This window comes from Calothrix anomala FACHB-343 (genome assembly GCF_014696435.1).
In the GTDB taxonomy this organism is placed as follows: domain Bacteria; phylum Cyanobacteriota; class Cyanobacteriia; order Cyanobacteriales; family Nostocaceae; genus Aulosira; species Aulosira anomala_A.
The window spans coordinates 23,534-43,694 of the sequence record NZ_JACJQG010000040.1 but is presented as its reverse complement, the minus strand read 5'-3'; the positions used below and the strand labels follow the sequence as shown (position 1 = coordinate 43,694).

The window sequence follows — 20,161 nt, the reverse complement described above, 5'->3', positions numbered from 1 at the left end:
GTCAACAGTCAACAGTCGGTAGGGGCGGGTTTACTGAGAATTATCGTTGAACAGTGAGGATATTTGTGAACCCGCCCGTACAGTTGTCATTTGTCAATAGTCAACAGTGTTTCTGCGGATAAATCTGCAATTGTGATTGCTTGTTACGTTATTTTAAATAATGTGAATAAGATGTTGTTTTATTTAAAATAACGTGATTGAAATTGATGTAAAAAATCCGGAAAAGCAGAGATAATTCTTAAAAGGTAGAAAAAAGAAACACCACCCATTTGGCTCAGGTTTGATATTGATAAACTGCTCCGACTTCAGGAAATGATTTAAAAAAGAAGATTCGGTTGTCATTAACTTGCAGCGCAATTGTTGGAAAGAAAAAGTTAAGTGAAAGAAAAAAGTAACAGAGAGTTTAAAGTTGTATGGCGAATAATAGTGTAATGACTGCAGCGCTAAAGTTGAGCGAAAAATTGCCTTTTGTGCTTAAACGTTTGGCAGATTTGGCTTATAACTATTGGTGGAGTTGGAGTAGCGATCGCATTGCTTTATTCCAAAGTATCGATCCCCAAGAATGGGAACGCTGCGGACATAATCCAGTGGCGATTTTAGAGTCTGCAAGTTGCGAACGTCTCAGCCAATTAGCAGAAGATCCTTTGTATCTCAAGCAAGTATCTGCTTTAGCGCGTGAGTTCGACCGATATATGCAACAAAAAGATACTTGGGTAAGTGGTGTTGCACCGCAATTAACTAAAGAACACCCAGTAGCTTATTTTTGTGCAGAGTTTGGTATTCATGAATCCCTACCAGTTTACTCAGGCGGTTTGGGAATTCTCGCCGGGGATCACCTGAAATCATCCTCTGATTTGGGTGTACCGATGGTAGGTGTGGGTTTGTTATATCGCCAAGGTTACTTTCGCCAACGCTTAAATCGTAATGGTTGGCAAGAAGATTACTATATTGACAACCCTTTTCTACACATGCCCATTGAGTTGATTAAAACTCAAACAGGCGAACCGTTAACTATTCAATTAGAAGTGCGTCAACGGACTGTCAAAGTGCAAATTTGGCAGGTACAAGTCGGGCGAGTCACATTATATTTACTAGATAGCGATCGCGAAGACAACGATCCCATCGATCGTTGGTTGACTGGACACCTTTACGGTGGTAACTTAGAAACCCGCATCGCCCAAGAAGTTGTCTTAGGAATTGGCGGTGTACGCGCCTTAGAAGCTTTAGGAATTCAACCTGCTGTCTATCACCTCAACGAAGGACACGCGGCTTTCTGTACTTTAGAAGTTGCCCGGTTAGAAATTGAACGTACAGGTAAATCATTTTATGATATTGAAGCCACAGTTCGCGATCGCTGTGTCTTCACCACCCATACACCAGTTCCGGCTGGACATGATGTCTTTTCACCCGATTTAATCGATTCTTTCTTTGCGCATTACTGGACGCAATTGCGCTTGTCTCGCGAACAATTTTTAGCCTTAGGTGCCAGAAGATTGGGCGATCCCTGGGAACCATTCGGGATGACTGTTTTAGCTTTGCGGATGACTCGTGCTTGCAATGGTGTCAGTGAATTACACGGTCAGGTTTCTCGTAAAATGTGGACAGTTCTCTATCCGCGAGTTTCTGAGGATCAAGTCCCCATTGGTTACATTACTAATGGCGTTCACGCACCCACTTGGACTGCGCCATTGTTAGGTGATTTATATAATCAGTATTTAGGAGAAAATTGGCATACCCAAGCCATGAATCCGGAAATGTGGGCGAAGGTTGACACAATTCCTGATGAAGAATTGTGGTGGAGACATCGAGTATTAAAAGAAAGGCTGATTGCTTATACCCGTTATAAAGTCAAAAAAGCTAGAGAACAACGGGGTGAAAGTTATGAATCTATTCAAGCTACTGATACTTTACTCGATCCCGATGTCTTGACTATTGGCTTTGCGCGACGTTTTAGCCCTTACAAACGGGGAGATTTAATTTTACGCGATGCTGAACGGGCATTAAAGATTTTTGGTAATGCTAACCATCCCGTACAAATTATCTTTGCAGGTAAAGCCCACCCAGCCGATGAAGAAGGTAAACGGATTATCCAAAGATTAATGGAATGGTGTCACCACGGAGAAATTAGAAACCGCGTTGCCTTTATTGAAGATTACGATATTTACACCGGACAAAAACTGGTGCAAGGTGTAGATGTGTGGCTGAATAATCCCCGTCGCCCCCTAGAAGCTTCTGGTACTAGCGGACAAAAAGTTTGCTTTAACGGTGGTTTGAATTGCAGCGTTCTTGATGGCTGGTGGTGCGAAGGCTATCAAGCTGATAGTAATGGTAAAGGTATCAACGGTTGGGCAATTGGTGAAGATGCCCACACTAGCGATCAAGAATTACAGGATCGCATAGATTCGCGATCGCTTTATCAACTCCTAGAAGAAGAAATCGTACCCCTATATTACGATCGCAATCCTCAAGGTGTTTCTCCCCGTTGGGTGCAAATGATGAAAGCATCCATCAAAACCAATTGTCCCCTATTCAACACCGACAGAATGATTGCAGACTACGTTTCACAGGTGTATGTACCAGAAATTGCAACCCGTGTAGAACCAATTTTGGCGAAAGTTCTCGTTTAGAAAGTTTTGGTTGATTGAGTTTGGGTTTCATGGTTAAACAAAGGGGTGGGTTACCTCCCCTTTTTTTGTAGCTATACTGATAATAATTTACAGCAATTTTCAGGTAAATAGACCACACTGTAGGGGCACGGCATCCACAATCTTCTCGTATATACAATAATCTTACTGGTGCCGTGCCCCTACTACTACGATTGTGGTTCAAATGCATGAAAACTGCTGTAAAAAAAAAGAATGTGACGAATGGTAGGGGCATGGCATTGCCATGCCCTCTAAAATATATTGATGTGCCGCAAAAACTATTTACAGCATATTTTCGGTCAATGAGGTACGCGCTTCGGGGCATGGCAGTGCCAATGCCCCTACAATCAACTATTATCTGTACCTCACCAACTGGCAATTCGCTGTAAATTGTTATGAGTTAGTAGTGATAACTTTAATTCTCACTACAAAGAAACGAATTTAGTATTTTTTGTACCTATTTTTAGTCAGATTTTATTTGCAATTATTATCAAAAATTAATGCAGGCAATAATTCTTATTTTTATTATTTTGGGACTTATTGTAACTACTATTCTTATCAGTCCCCTACTGACGAAACAGCGCCGAAATCGAATTAAACGTCGTTCTTTTCCGCCTCTTTGGCAAGCAATAATTGAAAATAATCTGCCGATTTATTTGCGTCTCACAACCGATGAAAGAAGACGGTTGCAAGGTCATATTCAAGTCTTTTTAAAAGAGAAACAATTTATTGGCTGTCAAGGATTGCAGGTAACGGTAGAAATGAAATTAACAATTGCTGCCTTTGCCTGTTTATTATTATTAAATGAAAGAGCAGAATATTTTCCTAAATTGCGTTCGATTTTAATTTATCCCAGTACTTATGTGGTAACTGAAACCATTGCTACTGGCAGTTATTTTATTTCCGAAAAGCGCATAGCCAAGTTGGGTGAATCATGGACTCGCGATCAATTAATTTTATCTTGGGAACAGGTGCAACAAGATACTCGCAATTGGCATGATGGGCGGAATGTGGTGTTACATGAATTTGCCCATCAATTAGATCAAGAAGATGGTAAAGCTGAAGGTGTACCGATTTTACCGCAGAAATCAGATTATGCCATTTGGGCACAGGTGATGACAGCAGAATATCAGCAGCTTTGTCATGATGTAGATAATGGATTACATACAGTTCTTGATAGTTATGGTGCCACTAATCCCGCAGAATTTTTTGCGGTAGCTACAGAAACTTTCTTTGAGAAACCAAGGGAATTATTACAGCAGCACCCAGCATTGTATGAGTTGTTGCAAGGCTATTATCAGGTGAATCCTCAATTATGGGTTGTGTGAAAGGCAGATGGCAGAGGGCAGATGGCAGAAGGGAATATTGAACTGATACAAATTTAAATCATGTTTGCGGTAATCAATATTGTAGGGGCATGGCAATGCCCATTGGTGTCAACTTAAAGTGAAACCCTTTTGGTTGATAAGGTTTTATTCTCATCCCCAACCCCTCGCTTACCCAATAAACCGCCGTCACCCTCCAAGGGTGCGGCTAATTGAACAAAGCCCACGTAGGTGGGCTAAATTTTCTTAGCCCACGTAGGTGGGCTTTGTAACGTTAGCCCCAGGCTTACAGCCTGTGGGCGATCTGTTGGGTAAGCGTTTGAACTTAAGTTGACACTTATGAGCAATGCCATGCCCCTACCATTTTTCGCATTCTTTCTACAACTTGGTATGCAATTTAGCATAATTCTTAATCATTTCTCTAGGTGGTGGTGCCCGGAGTACTGGCGACATATTCCCAAAACAGTGAGTATAATCGATGACTATAGTTTTCTGGCTTAGAGGATTGATTAATGGATAAGTCAATTATTCAATTGGTTGACGAACTACCAGCTGACAATATTACGGTCAAGGTATTGAAGGCTCTAGATTATGTAGCTCCAGGTCAGTGGAATAATTTGGTGGGGTTTGATAATAATATCCGTGCAATTACGGGGGAGAGTGACGCTAAAGTTATTCAAAAAATTCGCGATCGCGCTGTCTCTCTCTATCACGATCCTCAAAATGGCTATCAAACAGCTATTAAACTTTATCAAACTATCGATAAAGCCGACACAGCTATGGCTGCTGCAGCTTTAGCTAATAAAGTTGGCGAAAAAATTGGTTTTCTCAATTTTTTAAGTAACATTACTCCCAAAGCAGATTTAACTCAAACTATAGATTTAGTTTTAAAAATTGCGGTGGAAATCATCGCTTTCTCTAAACTTAATGGACTTCCGAGTCCTAATCCTCAAGCTTTTGCGGCTACTTTAAGTGAAAACTATAAAGATGCATCCTTAACCCGGATGGTAGCTTTAGTTTGTCTAGATGGACTTTTACCTTTAGGCCCTGATTTCCTCACCAAGATTCATACTATTATTAGCGGCACTGACGCTAATGTAGTAGCGCAAAATCCTGTATTTGCAGCCGTTAGCAACTCTTTACCAGGTAATAATGCGACAGAGAAATTTGGCTTTATTACTCAAGCATTTAACTCGGTTCAAGGTTGGATGAATGGCTTAGTCGCCAAGACTGGTGTAACTCCCCAATCTTTGTTTAGTCATTTAGGTAATTTCATCCAAGTAGCTGATGATAACTTAGATTTCGTCGCCGCATTCTTGGATCAAACTACCAACTACTACGAGCATACAGGTATTCAAACTGTAGCGCGGGCTGTGATTGTGCGATCGCATTCCTTAGTCAAAGCGGAACTAGCACAAGAACCTTCACCACCTGCGCGAGATGCTTCATCCCCTGCAAAATCTACTGCAAAATCTGCTAGTGGCGAATATGCAGTCAACAAAACTGTCGAAGTTTGGGATGAAGATGAAGAAGATTGGTATCAAGCCACAATCGAAAAAATCGACAAAGATCAATTTTTTGTACATTATATGGGCTATGGATCATCCTACAACGAATGGGTAGGCGAAGATGAGATTCGGATTCGCGAACATGGCGAAGCCGATAAGAATGGATTTGCAGTTAATCAAAAAATCAAAGTCTGGGATGAAGACAACGAAGATTGGTATTCTGCCAAGATTGAGAAAATCCAAGGTCAACAATATTATGTTCATTACCTAGATTACGACTCTTCGTATGATGAGTGGGTAGATTTGGAAGAAATTAGATAATTCGTAATTCGTAATTAAGAATTTGCTGAGAACCCCGACTGATTGAATCAGTCGGGGTTCTTTTTGTCGATTCGTTAACTTTCAACTTACACCAAAGTAAATGTAGGTTGGGTTGAACGAAGTGAAACCCAACAAATCGCCGAAAATGTTGGGTTACCCTACGGGAAGCCGCTCCGCGTCTACGTTCCTCAACCCAACCTACGCGGTTTAAGGTTTTTGATGCTAACTGAAAGGTATTGGATTTTAGCAGCTTTAAAATATCGTCTTCAATGTCGTGTTGATTGCTTTCAATGTTGTGTTTATTGCTTTCAATGTTGTGTTTATTGCTTTCAATGTTGTGTTGATTGCTTTCAATGTTGTGTTGATTGCTTTCAATGTTGTGTTGATTGGCTTCAATGTTGTGTTGATTGCTTTCAATGTTGCGTTGATTGCTTTCAATATCGATATGACTTACGCACAACAGAGCCAAAGTAGCGGTAATTCATGAATTACTGCTACGCAAAAATAAGGTTTTCCGTCACATTTTGCGTAAGTCCCAATCGAGTTATAATGAATTAGTTAAATCTAAACTCATTTGGTGATATTTAGAGAGAGTAGGACGGTGACCGACACTGATAAAAGTTGTATGTGTATCTACTAGATATTGATAGAGATTTCCTTCGTTTTCTATATCTAAAGCGCTAGTAGCTTCATCTAAAATCACATACTTTGGCTTGGTAATCATCAAGCGAGCAAAAGCAATACGCTGTTGTTCTCCTAGAGATAGCACATCAGACCAGTCTTTTTCCACATCCAAGCCGCCAAATCTTTCCACTAAATTGGGTAAATTGACCTGCTGTAATATATGATAGATTTCATCATCAGTGATATCTACAGTAAGTTGAGGATAAATTAACTGATTGCGGAGATTACCCAAAACCATATAAGGGCGTTGAGGTAAGAAAAGAATTTCCTCTAGTTTTGGTCGAATAATCGTACCTTTACCAGAATGCCATAATCCCGCGATCGCTCTTAATAAAGAACTTTTTCCACAGCCACTAGTACCTTTAATTAAAAGTCCTTGTCCTGGTTTTAACGTAAATGAAATATCCTCAAATAAAACTCTCTGATAGTTTGGCGTATACAAAGTTAAATTTTGAATAGCTAAACAGTTATCTTCTACAGTATTAACTATAGTATCAAAAGTTTTATACTGCCTTACCCGGTGCTGAATTCCTGTTTCTGGCTGTTCCAAGCAACTATAAAATTCAAATAAACGCTCAATTCCTGCACCCAAACCAGTCAAACTTTCAAACCTTCTCACAAGAACATACAAAGCTCCATTAAGAGCCATAAATGCTCCTGCTGCTTCTGTAATCTTTCCTACTTCTAATTCTCCTGCTAGAACATTAGGAGCTAGAACCAATGCGGGTAGAATTGGGGGAATAATATCATAAGCTCTCATGAAAGCACCGAAATATACTTGTTGCCACATTATCCAATTTTGGAAATTATTAAATACTCGCTTAAATAAGGATTGGAGCAAGTTTATTTCCTGTGCTTCTCCGCGATAAAAAGCTACTGATTCAGCATTTTCTCGTAGACGAACTAACCCGAAGCGAAAATCACCTTCTTTTTTCTGCTGCTCAACATTAATATTAACTAGTCTTTTCCCAAAGAAACCAATTGATATGAGAGTACCAGCGCCAGCATAAATAATTAAGAAAATCATTAGAGTAGGTGAAATACTCCAGAGAACTCCACTAAAAGCAACAACTTGTAAACAAGTATTAAAAAGATCCAAAAATATAGAAACTGAAACTTCAGTGAAACCTTGGATATCTTCAGCTATGCGCTGATCTGGGTTATCAATTTCTTTTTTTAAAGTATTTATTTCATAAAAAGAACGTTTATTTAAATATTTCTCGATGAAATGATTAGTTAACCACAATCGCCAAGCTAGAATCGGTTTAAACCGGACATAAGTGTACCAAACTCTCACTACAGCTAAGGAAATTCGCAAGCCTATAAATATGCCTATACTTGTCCAAAATCTCTGAGTATCTTTATCTGCCAGAGCGGAAACAAAATTACCTTGCTGAGTGTTAGCAACAACATTAATTTGTGTAGTTAATTGCAACAATGCCAAAAGCAGAAAAATCGAAAAGATTGCACCCCATTTTTCCTTACTAAACCAATAAAGTTGAGCAATCGCCCAAAATTTATGAAAAAAATTCAATTTTTTATTTAGATACTTTTTTAGATTCATGAGCGCCAAATTATTTTTCATCACGCAGATTAAATTTAGATAAAATAAACAAGTAATTTTGTACTTGCAGGAAGTACAATGATGTATTAGGCTCAGTAGATAGCTGCACATGGTTGCGTAAATAAACCCTATGCAACTGTTACAGGTCTAGTACTGCAAGGCAGAATTCAAAATTCAGACAGAGTAAGCTTTATTTGATTTTGTAGATGCAAAGCAGTGAGTCAGCGCAGTCTTGGGGGTTTCCCCATGAGTGGCTGGCGTTAGTGAAGAAATATGGTCTGTTTATTTACGCCATACTGTACTAGATAATTCGTATTGAGCCGTTTAAAACAACGCTCCAACTCTTCCCAGATGCAATCCCTATCTTTTTCTTAAGTCTTACTAGCTAAAAAATTTCATTCGCTCCGTAGCTAGCAGCAGTATCAAAATAACGAATACCGAGTTTAAACGCTCTTGGAATTATTCAGGACTGAGGATGTCAAATCGGTGCGTTCTCGCACTCGCTCTAACATTGTGGCAGTCGATTGAGCGGCTTTGGAAGTTCTCTGTTGCAAAGTACCTGCACCCGTAACACCGCTTGCTACAGCCACATTAGTCAGTAAAAAATCACAGCTTGTTGTCTTTTTTACCATCTGTGTTAAGAATTATTCAATTAGATAGAACTTGTAAATTCAGTCAGTGAAAATTTTTGCAGTTAGACAAAGATCTACTTACGTATTTATTATTTCTTAATTTTTGAATTAAATCAAATTTATTTTTTATATAAATACTTATATTTGATATAAAGCTTTACTTATGATCAAGCAAATATATGGTGAAACCGCAAAATCTTGCTGAAATCTGGACTAAAAGGCTGATATTAACTGTTAATGCAATATTAGCAAGCAAGATAAATAAGTTTTTAATTTACTTTTGGGAATTAAAAACTTATTTTTTATAGCTGTAAATTACTGTTATAGTTCGCAAATTAATGCATTATCAAAGACCATAAAAATATGGTCTTTGGAACATGCTTTCAAATATCAATTTACGGTTATATATAAATATAAACTCAATTTTAAGCTTGTTGCTGTCGCTTATAACTTGTATGTTATTATACAGGTTTTCATCTCTACCTCGTTGTTATTCTGCCCTTCGACTCCGCTCAGAGCTATTTGCTTAAGCATAATAAAGTAGATTAATTAATATCTTAGTTCATTTTTGTGTATTTAAACTAGAAGCTAAGAACTTCATATCAATTTGAAAAAAGAATGCGGTAAATTGTACGGACAAGGCACTGCCCCTACCCGCCTACCTAAATTGCGGTCTGTTGTAGTAGCTGGAAATGAATGAGATTGCTTGCCTTTACGGAGCCTGTTGCGAGCGAAGTGTGGCAATCTCGGTCGCAATGACAGATATAGCAGATTGCCAGTTGGTGAAGTAAAAACGATCGTTGATTGTAGGGGCACTGGCACTGCCATGCCCCGAAGTGCATACCTCATTTACCTGAAATATGCTGTAATACATTTATTGCAACTTAGTATCAGGCTTAAGTACCTGGTAAATTCCGCAAATGTTCATCTAAATGAGTCCGGTCTGCCATAGAACGCAACAAGGGGCCGTGAGAGGTAAATTCAACAACACTTACAGAAGCCACTGGACAACCAATGCGATAGCGGAAGCGTCCTACATCAATACCTAATAAACTACACAAAATAATTCTGATAGTTGCTTTGTGTGAAACTACTAAAACATTGCCGCTAGTGTAAAGCTGCTTAATTTCTTCTACTACTTGCATTGCCCTGTAAGCTATAGTCATTGCCATTTCTCCACCAGTGGGCGCATACCATGCTGGATCGGCTGACCAACGCAGATAATCATCGTGAAATTCTTGGTTAATAACCTCAGGTGGTTTTCCTTCCCACTGACCATAATTAATTTCCTTCAACCCATCCCGTATTTCTGGTTGAATATTGAGCGACGCACATAATGGTGCTGCTGTCAACACAGTTCGTCGCATCGGACTACAAAAAACTGCTTTCCAAGGAGTAGAAACATAAGCCTTGGCAAAAGCTTCCGCCATTGCCAAACCTTCTTGCGTCAGTTCCGAGTCTATCGAACCGCAAAAAGCATTATTGCGACTGCATTCTGTTTGTCCGTGACGGAGGAAATAAAGAGTTGTCATTTGTCATTTGTCATTTGTCATTTGTCAGAGACGCGATTAATCGCGTCTGTACAATTGTCTCCCTTGCCCTTCTTGTCTCCCTTGTCTCCCTGCCCCCTGCCCCCTGCCCCTTCACCCCGTCGCCTGGGGAATTTGCTGCTGAATCCGCGTTTTCAGTTCTGCCATCAAATCTTCTCCACTGCGTCGCGCTTCCCAAGGGCCATAGTGGCGGGGGCCGATGTTCCACTGTCCCTGAATATAATCTTCATTTTCGGAAAGGGTGCCAATGTATTTTATCGGAGCAGGAGAGGTAATTAAATAGCGTTTGGTAAAGCTAATACTACGTCCATTGACTTCGCCACTAATTTGGGCTTCGCCTAAGTAATTGTCATCCAAAATAGAGCCACTAAGAGCATTGCCACTTTGAACGAAGACTGCTTCAAAGCGGCTAGGGACTCCTTGTTGCCAATAGGTTCCTAGCCAAGTACCATTCAGATCAGCCATGAGATTCTTCCCGTACTTATATTCCATTTAAGGGTATTCCCATGTCAGAGAACGTAAATATTACAACTTTGAAAAACTATTGCTGAGATTGCTGGTTTAGGGTATGGGGCATTGGGCATTGGGCATGGGGCATTGGGCATTGGGCATTGGGCATTGGGCAAAAGTCAAAAAAATGCTTAATTTTGAATTTTGAATTTTGAATTTTGAATTGATTGTCTCCCTTGCCTCCCTTGTCCTCAAAAAAATCATGCGATCGCTAAAATATATGGGAAACATTGCCGCGATCGCGTTTGCCTTTTATGACAAGTAACATAATTTCAATCACAGCAGATAATCCATATCTTAGTGGTAATTTTGCACCAGTGGGGCAGGAAATCGCTACAGATAGTTTGCCAGTATTAGGAGAATTACCACCAGATTTATCGGGTATGTTTGTCCGCAATGGCCCCAATCCCCAATGGCCGCCCATTGGTCAGTACCATTGGTTTGATGGCGATGGGATGTTGCATGGCGTGCAAATTAGTGCAGGTAAAGCCACTTATCGCAATCGCTACGTGCAAACTCAGGGATGGAAGATTGAACGCGAAGCGGGTAAGGCTGTTTGGAGTGGACTGTTAGAACCGCCGCAAATGGATAATCCCTACGGTGCTTATAAACGTACTGCTAACACGGCGTTAATTTGGCATGGCGGGCAAATGTTGGCACTCCATGAAGGTAGCGCACCCCACGCGATTAAAGTTCCTGAGTTAGAAACAATTGGCGAGTATACTTACAATGACAAGCTGGTTTCTGCTTTTACAGCTCATCCCAAAGTAGATCCAGTCACCGGCGAGATGATGTTTTTTGGTTATTCCTTCGCGCCGCCATATCTGCAATACAGTGTAGTTTCCGCCGTGGGTGAATTATTGCAAACAGTGCCTATTGATTTACCTGTGGCGGTGATGATGCATGATTTTGCTATCACCAAAAACTATAGTATTTTCCTGGATTTACCATTGACTATGCGTGCTGAACGGTTACAGCGCGGTGAACCTTTATTTATGTTTGAGCGCGATCGCCCTAGTCGTTTTGGTATTTTACCCCGTTATGGTAACAACAGTAATATCCGCTGGTTTGAAAGTGAACCTTGTTACATTTTTCATATTTACAATGCTTACGAAACTGGCGATGAAGTAGTACTTCTCGGCTGTCGCATGAGTTCAACTACAGTCTTAGGCGATGACAACTCCAGCGATCCTGATGCTAATCTACCTCGCTTGCATGAATGGCGATTTAACCTGAAAACTGGTACAGTCAGCGACAAGAGATTAGATGATATCCCCGCCGAATTTCCCCGGATTAATGAGAACTATGTCGGGTTGCCAACGCGATACGGCTACGCTGGGAAAGCGGCGAATACTCCCGTACCTTTATTTGATGGTCTGATTAAATACGACTTCAGTAGCGGGAAATCTCAAATCCATGAATTTGGACAAGGACGCTTTGGCGGCGAGGCTGTATTTGCCCCCCGTCCCGGCGCAACAGCTGAGGATGATGGCTGGCTAATTACCTTTGTTCATGATGAAACCTCTGATACCTCGGAATTAGTGGTAGTTCATGCCCAAGATGTCAGCAGCGAACCTGTAGCGCGAGTAATTATTCCCCAACGAGTACCTTATGGTTTTCATGGTGCTTGGATTAGTGAAGCACAGTTGAAAGGGGCATAGGGCATGGGGCATGGGGCATGGGGCATGGGGCATGGGGCATGGGGCATTGGGCATTGTCCTCCTTGCCTTCCCTTGTCTTCTATAGATAGCGATGAAAATTTTTTCATCGAAGAAGGGAATAGAGAACGCTTAACGCTTAAAGGTTCCTTGTTCCCTGTTCCCTATTCCCTGTTCCCTGTTCCCTGTTCCCTGTTCCCTTTTAACCAGACTGCCCCCTGCCTCTTGGGCAATTGCTAAGTTTTGTTTCGCGAATTGGCGATCTAGCAAAAAACTTTTACATATCTACAAAACTTAATATTTTCTCATTTAGAGTTAAATATCACGCATATCAAACTGGCGATCGCTTGAAATAGTAGTACTTAGAAATATTATCCCAGGTGGGAGAGCGGCAAAATATTACAGATACTAGCCTAATTAGGAGTCATGAATTTACTAGCAAAGTTTTAAGAGGATAACTAAGGCATCCGAGTAAATACTATACTGATTTGAAGATTGCATCTTGTACAAGAGGCGATCGCTTATATTCACGATCTAATTACCTAACACTAAAAGCAAAAGTACAACAGCAGCCCCAACAATAGATGGTAGTTGCTTTGTTACCAGAACACCTGATAATTATTGCTTGGTTAATTTAGCCATAATGACTAAAGTTTTTATTCTTGATGCCAACAAACTGCCTTTATCTCCTATACACCTTAGTCATGCCAGAAAGCTTTTGTCACAAGGACAAGCTACTGTATTCCGGCGCTATCCATTTACGATTATCTTAAAAGAATCCCTGAGTTATTCCCCCTTGGAGCAATTAGGGTTAAAGACTGACTATGGCACTAATCAAAAACCTAGCGTCCAGCGTCAGTAAGATTTACTTTCTCGAAAGTACAAAAGCCTAAATAAAGATTTTTATGTCCCCAGAGGCAAGAAAATCGGTATTGATGCCGATTGCTTGTCTAATTGTGGAATTTATAAATGATGTTGGACTACAACATCATATTAACCATAGCCAAAAAACTCATGGTTACTTAAAACTGTAGGAAAAATAATATGCGTAAATTAGAACAACCATTACCACCAGTATTTGAGCGAATAGAAGATGAGCGTTTGTACCGCAAACAACACCTAGCTGCGGCCTTTCGCTTATTTGCCAAGCTAGGATTTAATGAAAGTCTCGATGGACATATTACAGTTCGCGATCCAGAATTAACCGATCATTTTTGGATCAACCCACAGGGGATAGATTTTAGTGAAATTCGAGTTTCTCACTTAATATTAGTAAATCATAACGGCGATGTAGTTCAAGGCGAACTAGGAGTAAATCGAGACACCTTTGGCGTACATTCTTATATTTTACAAGCTAGACCAGATGCGATCGCTACAGTACACACCCACTCAATTTATGGTAAAGCTTGGTCTTGCTTAGGTCGTCCCCTTGAACCCTTAAATCAAGATGCTTGTGCTTTCTATGAAGATCACAGCGTTTTTGATGACTACACAGGGGATTTATTAGATATTAATGAAACTAAAAGAATTGTCGAAATCTTAGGTCATCATAAAGCTATAATTTTACGCAATCATGGAATGCTTACCGTCGGTCGTTCCGTCGATGAAGCTTGTTGGTGGTTCATGAATTTAGAACGTTCTAGCCAAGCACAACTATTAGCTGAAGCCGCCGGTAAACCCAAAATTATTGGTCATGAAACCGCACGCTTAACACACATCCATCTCGGCACACCTGTTAATGGCTGGTGCTGTTTTCAGCAATTTTATAACAGAATGGTGCGCGAACAACCAGACCTTTTAGATTAAGTATGTTGGCGTAATTAAATATAATTGGCAAGGGATGTTATTAGTCAATAGTCAATAGTCAATGGTCAATGGTCATTTGTTATTAGGTAACTCCAAAAAATAAATTATGCAAAATTGTAGGGGCGGGGTAACCCCGCCCCTACGAGTTGCGGGTTTGGTAAGTTTGCCCATACAAATGACAAATGACCAATGACAAATGACCATGCACCAAATTTAATCAACTTAAAAAACTTCAAATTATGGATTTACAACTTAATAACAAAATAGTTTTAGTCACAGCTGCTAGCAAAGGATTAGGTAAAGCCACCGCCAAACAATTTGCCCGTGAAGGTGCAAAAGTTGCTATCTGCGCCCGTAGTGAATTAATTGACAAAACTGCTGCGGAAATTGCTGAAGAAACAGGTAAGCAAGTCCTAGCTTTGCGTGCAGATGTGACTCAACCAGCAGAAATTGAGCGGGTAATTCATGCCACAGTAGAGAAATTTGGCGGCTTAGATATATTAGTCACTAATGCCGGGGGGCCGCCTGCTGGCACATTTGATGATATTGATATTACACAGTGGGAAGCGGCAATTAATCTGAATTTACTTAGTGCAGTGAACTTAATTAAAACTGCCTTACCTTACCTACGCCAATCTAGTGCCGCCGCAATTCTCACTGTTACCTCAACTTCCACTAAGCAACCAGTGCAAAATCTAATTTTATCTAATTCCATTCGCCTAGCGGTCATTGGTTTAACCAAAACCCTCAGCCAAGAATTAGGTAAGGATAAAATCCGCGTTAACAGCATTTTACCAGGCTGGACATATACAGAGCGTGTAGAAGAATTAATCACCGCCCGTATTGCCAAAAATGGTACAACCAAAGAAGCAGAAATTGCAGCTATCAATGCAAACATCCCTTTAAGTCGCATGGGTAAGCCGGAAGAATTTGCCAATGTTGCCGTATTTCTCTGTTCTCCCGCCGCCTCCTACCTCAATGGAGTCATGCTACAAGTTGATGGTGGAAGCAACGCCGGCATATTTTGATTGCTGGTTTACCCTCGCATCTAGGTTCTGCAAACATTACTCGCCTCAAGTTGAGACACCTTCGACAGCGATCGCTCTTTAAACTATACAATTTAGCCCAAGAGACAGGCTTACCTGAGAAATACTTCCACGGTAAAAAGTTTTGTATACTTAATTAAGTATTAACTTGGTATATTTACTGAAAATTTATAAATTAACAGCGATCCTTTATGAAAAGTTCATGAAATGATTTGTATACTTTATAAAGTGCTAATTTCACTAATAAATCTCAACTGAAACAATAATATTTGTAGAACCAACTTGAGATTATTTCTAATCAATTCAAATTTGCCATAACTTTGCCGAATAAAAGTATTTCCAGAAAATTTATGGCAAAGCTTAAATATTAAATTATTCTTTAATTTAAAAAATAAAGAACTTTAATTTTATTTATATAGATTACAATCAACTATCTAATATTGCCCATTATCCATATCAGATATCTTCTTCAATAAACTTTATCAAAATTCCTAATTTTGACCTATGCTTGGCGTTTTTGTGACGACATAAACTAGAATATTAGAATGCAATTAACTCAAATAATCCCTTCTTTACAAGCCTTTTAGCTATCATATACATCACTAAATATCTAATTTATCAAGCAGTCTAATCTAGATAAATAAAAATCAGCGATCGCCTTAATTCATTAATTAAGATATAAAACTTTTTTTAGATAAATAAGTCAGAATTGCACTGCAAAAATATTTGATAAAAAATATTTTTTTGCGAAAAGATACGGAATGGCATTGATTAAATATTTATTGTCTATCGACAATCAATCAATCAGATATTGTGATAAATAACCACAATATCTGATTGGATGTTCAAATTCTGCAAACAATTTCCAATCTTATCTAAATTATGGCAACATTTTACGGCAACGATTCCGATAATAATCTGCCACCAAGTGGGGCAGATAATAGTGGCAACGATATTTTTTACCCAGGACGCGGCAAAGATGTTGTCAAAGGTGGCGCTGGCGATGATGTGTTGGTAGTTGATTATTCAAGCAACACCTATGCAGGTGGTACTCGAAATCCCGGAATTACCAGCTATACATCTGTTGGTGGTTCTGGCTACCTCTATGCCTACGAAAATGATGCGGGTGGCTATGACCAAGTCAACTTTGAACAGATTGAACGTCTCAATGTCACAGGTACTAACTTTGGTGACAGCATTAATGGCGGTAGTGGTAACGATACCCTCAATGGTGGTGCTGGTAATGACAGCATTAATGGCGCTGCTGGTAATGACAGCATTAATGGCGGAGATGGCAATGACACCATTACTGGCGGTACTGGCGCTAATGTCATCAATGGCGGTGCGGGAATTGATGTCTTAACCGATGCCAACTTCTCTGCTGCTACCACGGGTTTAAGTTTTAACGAAAACGGTTCTACCCAAGCCACAGTCACCCTCAGCGATGGTACTAGCGTCAGTGGTATTGAATACTTCTTGGATATCACCACTGGTGCTGGTAATGACACCATTAGCTTCAGCCAAGAGCGGGATAATAGGATCAACGGTGGTGTCGGCAATGACATTATTAATGCTGGACGCGGTCGAGATGATGTCAAAGGTGGCGATGGCGATGATGTGTTGGTAGTTGACTATTCGAGCAACACTTATGCAGGTGGTACTCGGACTGCTGGAATTACCAGCTATGTCTCTGTTGGCGGTACAGGCTACTTTTATGCCTACAAAAATGATGCGGGTGGCTATGACCAAGTCAACTTTGAACAAATTGAACGCCTGAATATCACAGGTACTAACTTTGGTGACAGCATTAGTGGCGGTAGTGGTAACGATACCCTCAATGGTGGTGGCGGCAATGATAACCTCAATGGCGCTGCTGGTAATGACAGCATTAATGGTGGAGATGGCAATGACACCATTACTGGCGGTACTGGCGCTAATGTCATCAATGGCGGTGCGGGAATTGATGTCCTCACAGATGCCAACTTCTCTGCTGCTACCACAGGTTTAAGTTTTAACGATAACGGTTCTGCCCAAGCAACAGTCACCCTCAGCGATGGCACTAGCGTCAGTGGTATTGAATACTTCTTGGATATCACCACTGGTGCTGGTGATGACACCATTAGCTTCAGCCAAGAGCGGGATAATAGGATCAACGGTGGTGCCGGCAATGACATTATTAATGCTGGACGCGGTCGAGATGATGTCAAAGGTGGCGATGGCGATGATGTGTTGGTAGTTGACTATTCGAGCAACACTTATGCAGGTGGTACTCGGACTGCTGGAATTACTAGCTATGTCTCTGTTGGCGGTACAGGCTACTTTTATGCCTACAAAAATGATGCGGGTGGCTATGACCAAGTCAACTTTGAACAAATTGAACGCCTGAATATCACAGGTACTAACTTTGGTGACAGCATTAGTGGCGGTAGTGGTAACGATACCCTCAATGGTGGTGGCGGCAATGATAACCTCAATGGCGCTGCTGGTAATGACAGCATTAATGGTGGAGATGGCAATGACACCATTACTGGCGGTACTGGCGCTAATGTCATCAATGGCGGTGCGGGAATTGATGTCTTAACCGATGCCAACTTCTCTGCTGCTACCACAGGTTTAAGTTTTAACGATAACGGTTCTGCCCAAGCAACAGTCACCCTCAGCGATGGCACTAGCGTCAGTGGTATTGAATACTTCTTGGATATCACCACTGGTGCTGGTGATGACACCATTAGCTTCAGCCAAGAGCGGGATAATAGGATCAACGGTGGTGCCGGCAATGACATTATTAATGCTGGACGCGGTCGAGATGATGTCAAAGGTGGCGATGGCGATGATGTGTTAGTAGTTGACTATTCGAGTAACACCTATGCAGGTGGTACTCAAAAGCCCGGAATTACCAGCTATGTCTCTGTTGGCGGTACAGGCTACTTTTATGCCTACAAAAATGATGCCAGTGGCTATGACCAAGTCAACTTTGAACAAATTGAACGCTTTAACGTTACAGGTACAAACTTTGCCGACAGCATCAGTGGCGGTATTGGTAACGATACCCTCAATGGTGGTGGCGGCAATGATAACCTCAGTGGTGGCGCAGGTAATGACAGTCTCAATGGCGGAGATGGCAATGACACCATTACTGGCGGTACTGGCGCTAATGTTGTCAATGGCGGTGCGGGAATTGATGTCTTAACCGATGCCAACTTTTCTGCTGCTACCAAAGGTTTAAGTTTTAACGATAAAGGTTCTGCCCAAGCTACAGTCACCCTCAGCGATGGTACTAGCGTCAGTGGTATTGAATACTTCTTGGATATCACCACTGGTGCTGGTAATGACACCATTAGCTTCAGCCAAGAGCGGGATAATAACATCAATGGTGGTGCTGGCAATGACATCATTAATGCTGGACGCGGTCGAGATAGGGTCAACGGTGGCGATGGCGATGACGTTTTGGTAGTTAACTATTCGAGCAACACCTATGCAGGTGGTACTCAAAAGCCCGGAATTACCAGCTATGTCTCTGTTGGTGGTACAGGCTACTTTTATGCCTACAAAAATGATGCGGGTGGCTATGACCAAGTCAACTTTGAACAGATTGAGCGCTTTAACGTTACAGGTACAAACTTTGCTGACAGCATCAGTGGCGGTATTGGTAACGATACCCTCAATGGTGGTGCTGGTAATGACCGCATTAATGGTGGTGCTGGTAATGACATTATCACACAAGGATCTGGAGCAGATACGGTTGATGGTGGAGTTGGTATCGACACCTTGATCGATGCTGACTTATCAGCAGATACTATAGGGCGAGTGCTGACAATTGACGGCACCACCCAAGCCACTATTGTGACTGGAAGTAACACTTATCAAGGATTTGAGTTCTTGCGTAATATCACTGCTGGTAGCGGCAATGACAATATCAGCTATACCTCCACAACCGTAGAGAACAACAATGTTAAAGGCGGTGCTGGTAATGACACTATTAATGGTGGCGCTGGTAACGATAGCATTGAGGGCGGTAGTGGCAATGATAGCCTGATTGGCGGTACTGGCAATGACAGCCTCAACGGTGGTGCTGGTAACGATACCTTGATAGGCGGCACTGGTAACGATATCTATGTTGTAGATAGTGTGGGGGATGTAATTCAGGAAACATCTACTTTGTCTACTGAAATTGACACAGTTAACGCCTCAATTTCTTATACTTTGGGTGCTAATTTAGAGAAGCTGACTTTAACAGGTTCAGCCGCTATTAATGGTACTGGCAACAGCCTCAACAATACCATCATTGGTAATAGTGGCAATAATAGTCTCACTGGTGGTAGCGGTAACGATAGCCTCACTGGCGGTGGCGGTAACGATATCCTGATTGGCGGTACTGGCAATGATACCCTGACTGGTGGTACTGGTGTTGATAGTTTCCGTTTCAATGCAATTAGTGAAGGTATTGATACGATTAAGGACTTTTCGGCTGTGAATGGTGATGTAATTCAGATTTCCGCCGTTGGTTTTGGTGGTGGTTTAGCTGTAGGTACGTTATCGGCAGAGCTATTTATCTCTGGTGCAGGAGTATCAGCAGCTACCAATGCTTCTCAACGATTTATTTACAACAGTACCAATGGTCATTTGTTCTTTGATGCTGATGGTAATGGCAGTTCTTTTGCAACTACACAAATAGCGATTCTCTCTGGTGCTGCTGCGTTGAGTAATAGCAATATTGTGGTTGTTTAAGCACATCTAAATTGCATAATTACTCGTGGTGACTGTTGACTGTTGACTGTTGACTGTTGATCGTTGACAGTCAACAGTTAACAGCCCAATCGAGATTTTGCAGGTAAATGCGATCGCATTTTCTCCTATAACTAGCAATCCCGATTAACTTAGCAAAAACCCAGCCTGCGGATTCACTCGCTAG

At 41.0% G+C, this 20,161-nt stretch carries 13 protein-coding genes; 8 read left to right on the top strand and 5 right to left on the bottom strand.

What is annotated here, in order from left to right:
* The first annotated feature begins 413 nt into the window (after nucleotides 1-413).
* The 3 genes from glgP (at nucleotide 414) to H6G08_RS21730 (ending at nucleotide 5,799) form a co-directional block, all read left to right on the top strand.
* Nucleotides 414-2,627 carry an alpha-glucan family phosphorylase gene (glgP, locus tag H6G08_RS21740; protein ID WP_190546672.1) on the top strand — a complete coding sequence of 738 codons (2,214 nt, stop codon included), beginning with the start codon at nucleotides 414-416 and terminating at the stop codon, nucleotides 2,625-2,627.
* A gap of 518 nt (nucleotides 2,628-3,145) precedes the next feature.
* Nucleotides 3,146-3,973: a M90 family metallopeptidase gene (locus H6G08_RS21735; protein WP_190546670.1), complete on the top strand. Its 828-nt coding sequence runs from the start codon at nucleotides 3,146-3,148 to the stop codon at nucleotides 3,971-3,973.
* 509 nt (nucleotides 3,974-4,482) lie between these two features.
* A complete protein-coding gene (locus H6G08_RS21730) occupies nucleotides 4,483-5,799 on the top strand; it encodes an agenet domain-containing protein (RefSeq protein ID WP_190546668.1) in 1,317 nt (438 codons plus the stop codon).
* Here H6G08_RS21730 and H6G08_RS21725 read toward each other — a convergent pair.
* The 5 genes from H6G08_RS21725 to H6G08_RS21705 form a co-directional block, all read right to left on the bottom strand.
* Complete coding sequence (locus tag H6G08_RS21725; protein ID WP_190546666.1) at nucleotides 5,792-6,268, bottom strand: hypothetical protein; 477 nt, start codon at nucleotides 6,266-6,268, stop codon at nucleotides 5,792-5,794. The two genes, H6G08_RS21730 and H6G08_RS21725, sit on opposite strands and share 8 nt — an antisense overlap.
* Nucleotides 6,269-6,343: 75 nt before the next feature.
* On the bottom strand, nucleotides 6,344-8,017 hold the full coding sequence (locus H6G08_RS21720) for an ABC transporter ATP-binding protein/permease (protein WP_242046230.1): 1,674 nt from the start codon (nucleotides 8,015-8,017) through the stop codon (nucleotides 6,344-6,346).
* 473 nt (nucleotides 8,018-8,490) lie between these two features.
* Nucleotides 8,491-8,679: a hypothetical protein gene (locus tag H6G08_RS21715; protein ID WP_190546661.1), complete on the bottom strand. Its 189-nt coding sequence runs from the start codon at nucleotides 8,677-8,679 to the stop codon at nucleotides 8,491-8,493.
* An 896-nt stretch (nucleotides 8,680-9,575) separates the two neighbouring features.
* Nucleotides 9,576-10,211: a histidine phosphatase family protein gene (locus tag H6G08_RS21710; protein ID WP_190546659.1), complete on the bottom strand. Its 636-nt coding sequence runs from the start codon at nucleotides 10,209-10,211 to the stop codon at nucleotides 9,576-9,578.
* 111 nt (nucleotides 10,212-10,322) lie between these two features.
* On the bottom strand, nucleotides 10,323-10,694 hold the full coding sequence (locus tag H6G08_RS21705) for a hypothetical protein (RefSeq protein WP_096643774.1): 372 nt from the start codon (nucleotides 10,692-10,694) through the stop codon (nucleotides 10,323-10,325).
* A gap of 299 nt (nucleotides 10,695-10,993) precedes the next feature.
* On the opposite strand from H6G08_RS21705, the gene H6G08_RS21700 reads away from it, so the two are divergent.
* The 5 genes from H6G08_RS21700 to H6G08_RS37640 all read left to right on the top strand — a co-directional run bounded on the left by H6G08_RS21700 (nucleotide 10,994) and on the right by H6G08_RS37640 (nucleotide 19,977).
* Complete coding sequence (locus H6G08_RS21700) at nucleotides 10,994-12,400, top strand: carotenoid oxygenase family protein (RefSeq protein ID WP_199322686.1); 1,407 nt, start codon at nucleotides 10,994-10,996, stop codon at nucleotides 12,398-12,400.
* A 640-nt stretch (nucleotides 12,401-13,040) separates the two neighbouring features.
* Nucleotides 13,041-13,259, top strand: coding sequence for an RRXRR domain-containing protein (locus tag H6G08_RS21695; protein ID WP_190546657.1), 219 nt, complete (start codon nucleotides 13,041-13,043; stop codon nucleotides 13,257-13,259).
* A gap of 182 nt (nucleotides 13,260-13,441) precedes the next feature.
* Nucleotides 13,442-14,203, top strand: coding sequence for a class II aldolase/adducin family protein (locus H6G08_RS21690; protein ID WP_190546655.1), 762 nt, complete (start codon nucleotides 13,442-13,444; stop codon nucleotides 14,201-14,203).
* A 239-nt stretch (nucleotides 14,204-14,442) separates the two neighbouring features.
* Nucleotides 14,443-15,231: an SDR family oxidoreductase gene (locus tag H6G08_RS21685; protein WP_190546653.1), complete on the top strand. Its 789-nt coding sequence runs from the start codon at nucleotides 14,443-14,445 to the stop codon at nucleotides 15,229-15,231.
* Between the two features lie 900 nt (nucleotides 15,232-16,131).
* Nucleotides 16,132-19,977 (top strand): beta strand repeat-containing protein, encoded by a 3,846-nt coding sequence (locus H6G08_RS37640; RefSeq protein ID WP_190546651.1) that lies wholly within the window; start codon nucleotides 16,132-16,134, stop codon nucleotides 19,975-19,977.
* Nucleotides 19,978-20,161 lie beyond the last annotated feature (184 nt).

Excerpts from the sequence above, each read along its gene's own strand:
- H6G08_RS37640 (WP_190546651.1), top strand. The coding sequence starts at position 16,132 with ATGGCAACATTTTACGGCAACGATTCCGATAATAATCTGCCACCAAGT.
- H6G08_RS21690 (WP_190546655.1), top strand. The coding sequence starts at position 13,442 with ATGCGTAAATTAGAACAACCATTACCACCAGTATTTGAGCGAATAGAA.
- H6G08_RS21735 (WP_190546670.1), top strand. The coding sequence starts at position 3,146 with ATGCAGGCAATAATTCTTATTTTTATTATTTTGGGACTTATTGTAACT.
- H6G08_RS21685 (WP_190546653.1), top strand. The coding sequence starts at position 14,443 with ATGGATTTACAACTTAATAACAAAATAGTTTTAGTCACAGCTGCTAGC.
- H6G08_RS21710 (WP_190546659.1), bottom strand. The coding sequence starts at position 10,211 with ATGACAACTCTTTATTTCCTCCGTCACGGACAAACAGAATGCAGTCGC.
- H6G08_RS21730 (WP_190546668.1), top strand. The coding sequence starts at position 4,483 with ATGGATAAGTCAATTATTCAATTGGTTGACGAACTACCAGCTGACAAT.
- H6G08_RS21700 (WP_199322686.1), top strand. The coding sequence starts at position 10,994 with ATGACAAGTAACATAATTTCAATCACAGCAGATAATCCATATCTTAGT.
- H6G08_RS21715 (WP_190546661.1), bottom strand. The coding sequence starts at position 8,679 with ATGGTAAAAAAGACAACAAGCTGTGATTTTTTACTGACTAATGTGGCT.
- H6G08_RS21695 (WP_190546657.1), top strand. The coding sequence starts at position 13,041 with ATGACTAAAGTTTTTATTCTTGATGCCAACAAACTGCCTTTATCTCCT.
- glgP (WP_190546672.1), top strand. The coding sequence starts at position 414 with ATGGCGAATAATAGTGTAATGACTGCAGCGCTAAAGTTGAGCGAAAAA.
- H6G08_RS21705 (WP_096643774.1), bottom strand. The coding sequence starts at position 10,694 with ATGGCTGATCTGAATGGTACTTGGCTAGGAACCTATTGGCAACAAGGA.